We start from the raw sequence: 6,577 nt of genomic DNA, 5'->3' as shown, positions 1-6,577 counted from the left end.
CTTTATTTGGAAAATTATATTCAGCTATAAATATATTCTCGTTATAATACAAATTACAATTATCATAAAGCTCTTTTGCATTTTCACTATAAGAATTTACTACTTTTATCATATATAATATCCTTTCTCTATTATCGTATTTTGTTTAAAATTTTTTAAAAAATACAACAGTACCCCAATATACTATATATAATAACAAAAATTATTTTTCTTCATAACGTACTTTAGTGCAAATTTTCGTACAGATGAGACTTGAATATTTTTATTCTTCTTTATTTTTATGCTCGTTAATTACAAGACCGCTTTCTCTGACACGAACGGCAAGCTCGGTTCTATTTCTAAATCCTGTTTTGAGACGCATGTCCTGTATGTATCCTTTGACTGTGCGCAGAGATAGATGGAGCTTATTTGCAATGGCTGCATCTGTTTCTCCGTCGATCAATTCTCGAAGGATTTCCAGTTCGCGCTCGGAAAATTCCTCACTGAATGCCTCTCCTATTTTAAGTGATAATCTGCTATCTGGATATACAGATTCGCCTGCCATGGTGCGGTCGAGTACCTCGAGTATTTTTTCTGCCTCTGCCTCTTTATACCAAAAGCTGTCAACGCCAATAGCGTGTGCCCTGTCGATAAAGCTACATTCAGGCTGACTCGTAATAATAATCACCTTAATCGCTGGAAATTTGCTCTTAATTTTTTCGGCAGCCTCCAGTCCATTCGAGTCCATAGCGGTGCATACATCCATCAGAATTACATCGACGGGATTTGTCAGGCAGTAAAATTCTGCCATAGCTGCACTTTCTATTGAATTTACAAGCTCATAGTTTTCACTATCCTTGATAAAAATTTCTAAAAGCTTGCGCGCCATAGGGTCATCTTCTACAATCAGTACTTTTACCATGTTACACTGCCTCCTTCTTTTCTCAGCCTCAGCGTCAGAGTAAACTGAGGAATAGTTGTTATTTCCATTTCTCCAAAGTGCTGCTCCACCTTTTTACGCAAGGAGCTAAGTCCACCGCCTTCTGTTATTTTCTCTGCAGGTAGTTTTCCGTCATTTGAAAAGCTTATAATAAATGTATGCTCAGTCTGCGATAATTTTATGTGTATATGTTTTGCATCGGCATGACGGACTGCATTAGTCAATGCTTCTATACTAGCTGTAGTAAACAACTGTTTGAGTTCTTTTTCTTTTGGAGCTTCACCCTCAATTTCAACTGTGATACCTGCTGAGCGTGCAACTTCTAGAATTGTTTGAAACTGGTCTGTAGCAGAAGCTGATTCTGCTTGCATGCTGAGCATTTCTATATTGCGTTTCCACATATCTAGTATCTCTTTTGTGTTGCTGTTGTGATTCTTCAGGTAATGACGTGACACAAGAAGTACCTGACCTAGCTGATTGTGAATATTTACCTTGGTTTCTAGGCGTTCCTTTTCTCTTGTGTAGTCATCGACCTTTTCGCCATATTGACGGATTCTTAGGTTCATAGCTCGAAGTTCTTTGTTTTTCTCTTTTAATTGATCAACCAGTTTGTATTCCTGTGTTGTATCTGCTGCACTCAACTGAAACACTCCATCTAATATTTCTTTTTTAAACGTCCACACGGTTCCATCTGATAAGCAAAAGGACGGCTGGTCTCCTTCAGATAATCGCTCGACATTTTGCAAATTCTCACCGTGGGATAATATCTCCCAACACAGATTTGCGTTTTGAAGAGCAGTCCCAATAATCTGGTGACATAGCTCATCCATACGATGATTCATAAGTACAACCACACCATCAGGGCGAGCAAAGCACAGTCCCGTCGTCAAATGGTCGATACTCTCCTTAATTGACGAGCTTGTAATAGAATGCCTGCAATAATCATATTCTCTTATAATTATAAATACAAGATACATAGCAATAGCAAGCATCAACAAAAGTAGAAAAACTACGGGTATTTCAATTATCCATTTACTGTAAGGTGACATGATTAAGCCTTCATCTATTGTACGAAAAATTGCAGCGAGAAGAGCTGTTACTGCTAAACACAACATACTACAGCAAGGCACTAGTATTTTAGGAAGTAATTTATTTCTTCGATAAACTATCGGAATACAGTACATACTAGTACAAATCAAAATAAAAAATGTAGTAATTAGCAATGCTCTTGGTTCTGGATTCAGCTCATAAAAACTCATTGTACTTTTCCTCCTCTAGAAATAAACACATCTATCATAACATCCTCGTCCTGTATTTCGTAATCGATAATAGCTTCAGAAACTGCAAGCTCAGAAATTATTTCTTCTGCAATTTTCTGATTGCATCCAATCTGAATACGAAGACTGATGTCGCCTGTATTACATGACAACCTTATAAGCATTGCATTCATATCAGATAGCAGTGCTTCCACAATCTTTTCATAAAGGTCGTAAACTAAAACTGCATTTTTCAACAAGACTGTTGCCTCACAATTGCTGTCAAGGGAAGTTATAGTATCACATAAATTCAGATTATCTAAAGATTCTTTGAGGCAATACTCAAGTTCCTTTGCCGAAATCTCAGAGCTCTCTTCACCTAGCAAAAGCAGATTTCCACGGCGCTTGATATATGCACCTATTACACAGATTTTTGAGATTAGACTCTTTGCAAGCTCTGGCTTGTGATTAGCTTGATTTAAATATTCTCTTACCTTAGAAATCTGTGGCGAAACCTCCTTTGCAATACGGTCATAAAGCTTACTCTTTTCCTCCGCCTTTATTTTTTGCTTCTTCAACTCCACTTCTGCCTTAAGTAACTCGTTGTTTGCACTGAGCTGTTCTTGTATTTCTTGAAGCTTTTCCTGTAAATCAATGATTGTACTTATATCATCATACCAAAGAACATATCCTCCAGAAATCCTTTTGCTGTGGAGGATGGAGTTCTGATATTTAACAGGCTCTATTTCCGCACTTCTCATGAGTTTCTCGCTAATAGGTTGTGCTGAGCTAGATGTGAAGCGAGGTTTATAATCATCGTCGACAATCTGTGCCGCTACAGTAGATATTGTAAATAACTCTTTATAGTTGCTGTTTGAAGGAAGCAATCCACTTTGAATCGCACTTTCTATCAACGAAATTATAATTATACAGTCTATCGCTGTTAAGTCACATTTTATTCTCATTACACTGTAAAGCACCCAAAATACTACTGCAACTGCAATAACAAAACAAGGCATACTCTTTAAAGGATTTTTTCCCGGTGTACGGCTTTTTTTCAAAAGCATCACTACAAAATAAATACTAAGAAAAATTATCCATGCCATCACGACGAAATACATGATTCCATATTCATAAACATCATAATCGATATCTTTTCCCACTGGAAAATAAAATACCATCTCATGAAAGTCATTGGTAAAAACACAAAGAAGCAGAAGAGCTGCTGGAATAAACAGATAATTCATCCAGCTCGGTGTTTTGTAATTCTCCGGTTTTCCTATATAACTGACAACAAAAACGCCAAGCAACGGGATAAATATCATCGCTATATAATACGCGTACCAACAATAACGTCCTATTGTAGTATCAGCATCCCCTATAAACTCCCATTTACATACACGGACAGTCAACCAAATAATCAACATCACACCAACAGACACCAGAATCTGACGAATCTGTTTTTTCATAATTCGTCTATTCAAAGACACACACCATGCCATAACTAACGATATATGAATTACATTGCGAATTAGAATAAGTAGAGTCAACTTCAGTGGATCTTCCGTATGAATAAATGTATTATATCTACAAAGATATGCAATTATTAAAAGTAGTGAAACACCGATAGAATACATGATTAATTTTTTATGTGTCTTTTGCATATTTTCCCCTACCCCCTGTATTTTTATTTATCTTCACCTTGATGATAAGCTTATACTTCTATTGTAATTATATTTAACAACTTTGTGATAGTGATTTTTTGTAATTACTGTGCATTTGCTTATAATATTAAAGATCTACTGCTCTTTAATTTTTCACAGTAAAACAAAAGAGTTATATCTATAAATATAGTATAACCCTTGAAATTCCTATTTATCTATAAAAAATCAAATAATTATTTATATGGAATTATATTTAAATATTTCCTAATAACTATAAAACCTGCATCACAAAGTTGTTAAATATATACACAATGATTATATAATATATAATAAGAAACAGAAACATTATATATAGGTAAATTATTAATTTAGGAGGAAATTTAAATATGAAAGATATAGCATTGCCATCTAAAGAAGAATTACAAAATGCTCTGGAAACTGTTATGGACTTTGTAATATCTACAGATTCTGTCACAATAGAATCATATGTAAATAAATTACATGAGCAAAATCCAGGAATTAGTTCTGATGAATTATCCAAAAAAGTATTGCACCGCAAATCAATAAAAAGTGGTCTTATTGGAGGTTTTACAGGCCTTGGTGGGCTTATTACTTTACCAGTAAGTATTCCTGCTGATTTAGTATGTTCATGGAGAATTCAAGCATCAATGGCATTTTCTATTGCATATATTTACGGTCATACAAAAGATACGAAAGATTTAAAAACAGATTTATATATAATCTTAGCTGGAGATTCCGCAAAAGAGGCTCTCAAACGATTTGGAATCGAAATATCCAAAAATATCACTAAAAAGGCAGTTGATAAATATATAACTAGGGATGTTATGGTTAAAATATGGAAGGTTGTTGGACAAAAAATTATCACTAAAGCAGGAGAAAAATCTATGACAAGTTTTATGAAAATGGTTCCTCTAGTAGGTGCTCCAGTAGGATTTGCATTTGATTGGACTGCAACACAAGCTGTTGGAAAACTTGCAATAAAGTATTATAGAGGATAATTTGAAAGATTTTTAATTATTAAATACTAAGACCATACACAAAATTTAATTTTGTATCGTACATTTAATGAAAAATTGCAGTAAATTACATATTAATAAAAACTTTCAAATCTATACATAATACAAATATTAAATAAACTATATTTATGATATATTAATAAAGGGCTATCGCAAAGCTTATTTTGCTATAGCCCTATCTATATTTACAAATTAAGATATTATTTGTTACTTTAATTTTTGTAAAACCTTTAAAATACTCTCTTCGCATAAATCAATAAATTGCTCAAACTTATTTTCATCAAATAAATCAAAATACGCTTCGTTGAAATCTTTAAAGTTCGGAGATAAAGATTCACTACCTTCTGGTAAGTACTCCCAATAAATCCACCAACCGCCAATATTATTTCCACAATCAAACAATAATTTATCTACCTGATCTTCATCTAACTGTTGTCCCTCTGCCTTACCATTTTTTGAAGTACAAAATCCTACATATAGACGGTGATCTATCTCAAATCGCAACAACAAATCTACTTCATCATCCAATTTTTTGATAAAATAACTAAGACCTGGATAAGTAGAACTTTTTTTATTATAGTATGTATTTACAAGGCTATAATTATTGCTTTTATAAGAATATCTCTCCAATTTATTTTCTAGATTAGATACACTATCAAGGCGATTCTCTATTGATTCTAAAACCTTCTTTATCATATTTATCTTACATGTTTTTAAGCTTTTTTCTATCTCAATTGCAGTTTTTATGTTTTCCTTTGAAGATGATATTATGCTTACTATTTCTTCTTCTTTTTCTTCTATTAATTGATTTGTCATACTTCTCACCACTCCTATAAACTGTAATATAGTTTCTCTAATTGGCGCTATTTTTATAGTTTCAGCCTGTGAAATACACTGATTTAACCAGTCTAAAATTTCCTTTTCAAAAGATATTTGACTTACCTCTTCGTATCCACCACCTCTAACTCGAGTCAATCCTTTCGCACTTTCCACACTTGGAGCTTTCCCATCTAAAGTCAAATAAAATACATTTGAATTTTTAGAATAAAACTTATAGTAATCAAAGCATTGCTTATACTGATCCTTGGCATAAATTTTCACCTCTATAGGAATGTATTTATCCCCTATTTCAATGGCTAAATCAATTCTTCTTCCATTTGAAATCACATATTCCTTATGAACAACAGCTTTTTTATACTCATAATCGCTAAATTTCATGTGAAGTACATTTTCCACGAAAAGCTTTAAATATGTATATCCTTGATAGTGGCTCCCATTTGGACTTATAAGCTCATATATAAATTTACATATTGAAACTTCATCTCTAGATACATTGAGAATATCAAATATGTTGAAATATCCACCTGTATTTTTATTTATCAACTCATATTTTTGCGAAATATGTGCTATATCTGATAATAATAATTCTATTTTCATCTATTTTCTCCTTAATGATAAGCTTCTACTTCCATTGTAATTATATTTAACAACTTTGTGATGTTTTTTTCAAAATTATTGTTTATTTTCTAAAAATTAGCATAGGAAAAGCACCTCTGTAGAGATGCTTTTCCTTAATTAATTTTAATTCTCAATAAATTTCAGAATTTTATTATTCATACTTTAATTAACACTAATTCCTAACAACTTACAAACTGATGTAGAACCATTTGGATATTGAGAATAAACAGTATATTCATTACC

General features: G+C 32.8%; 5 protein-coding genes. 1 reads left to right on the top strand and 4 read right to left on the bottom strand.

Annotated features, from left to right (window positions below):
- Positions 1-262 precede the first annotated feature (262 nt).
- Genes MR593_RS08800 through MR593_RS08790 form a run of 3 tightly spaced genes read right to left on the bottom strand, consistent with a single transcriptional unit; the run spans position 263 to position 3,677 of the window.
- Positions 263-901 (bottom strand): response regulator transcription factor, encoded by a 639-nt coding sequence (locus tag MR593_RS08800; RefSeq protein WP_290691976.1) that lies wholly within the window; start codon positions 899-901, stop codon positions 263-265.
- Positions 895-2,178: a sensor histidine kinase gene (locus MR593_RS08795; RefSeq protein ID WP_290691974.1), complete on the bottom strand. Its 1,284-nt coding sequence runs from the start codon at positions 2,176-2,178 to the stop codon at positions 895-897. The genes MR593_RS08800 and MR593_RS08795 overlap by 7 nt, the downstream gene beginning before the upstream one ends.
- On the bottom strand, positions 2,175-3,677 hold the full coding sequence (locus MR593_RS08790) for a histidine kinase N-terminal 7TM domain-containing protein (protein ID WP_290691978.1): 1,503 nt from the start codon (positions 3,675-3,677) through the stop codon (positions 2,175-2,177). The genes MR593_RS08795 and MR593_RS08790 overlap by 4 nt, the downstream gene beginning before the upstream one ends.
- Before the next feature lie 548 nt (positions 3,678-4,225).
- On the opposite strand from MR593_RS08790, the gene MR593_RS08785 reads away from it, so the two are divergent.
- A complete protein-coding gene (locus MR593_RS08785) occupies positions 4,226-4,858 on the top strand; it encodes an EcsC family protein (RefSeq protein WP_290691972.1) in 633 nt (210 codons plus the stop codon).
- 225 nt (positions 4,859-5,083) lie between these two features.
- On the opposite strand, the gene MR593_RS08780 is transcribed toward MR593_RS08785, so the two are convergent.
- Positions 5,084-6,313, bottom strand: coding sequence for a PDDEXK-like family protein (locus MR593_RS08780; protein ID WP_290691970.1), 1,230 nt, complete (start codon positions 6,311-6,313; stop codon positions 5,084-5,086).
- Positions 6,314-6,577 lie beyond the last annotated feature (264 nt).

Source organism: Intestinibacter sp. (genome assembly GCF_022780145.1).
In the GTDB taxonomy this organism is placed as follows: Bacteria; Bacillota; Clostridia; order Peptostreptococcales; family Peptostreptococcaceae; genus Intestinibacter.
The sequence above is the reverse complement of the archived record's forward strand: the minus strand, read 5'-3'. Positions and strand labels throughout refer to the sequence as shown.